Origin of the sequence: Microseira wollei NIES-4236 (assembly GCF_020521235.1) — a bacterium.
In the GTDB taxonomy this organism is placed as follows: Bacteria; Cyanobacteriota; Cyanobacteriia; order Cyanobacteriales; family Aerosakkonemataceae; genus Microseira; species Microseira wollei.
Window position 1 is genome coordinate 1 of the sequence record NZ_BLAY01000645.1, and the last position, 300, is coordinate 300.

General features: G+C 51.3%; 1 protein-coding gene. It reads left to right on the forward strand.

Features of this window, described 5'->3' with window-relative positions:
- On the forward strand, nucleotides 1-300 hold a 300-nt coding region (locus MiSe_RS50125), incomplete at both ends, for a hypothetical protein (RefSeq protein WP_226595090.1).

The following is a 300-nucleotide window of genomic DNA, read 5'->3' on the forward strand; positions in this document are numbered from 1 at the left end:
TCAATTGCTGTGGGGGATGTTGGTGCGACCGCTGACGAAGAGGATGTTGCTGTTGCGGATATCTCTGGTGTTTCTCCCATAGATGCGACATCAGCTGTTGGCGATGCTTTGGAATCAATTGCTGTGGGGGATGTCGCTGTTGCGGATATCTCTGGTGTTTCTCCCATAGATGGGACATCAGCTGTTGGCGATGCTTTGGAATCAATTGCTGTGGCGGATGTTGGTGCGACCGCTGACGAAGAGGATGTTGCTGTTGCGGATATCTCTGGTGTTTCTCCCATAGATGCGACATCAGCTGTT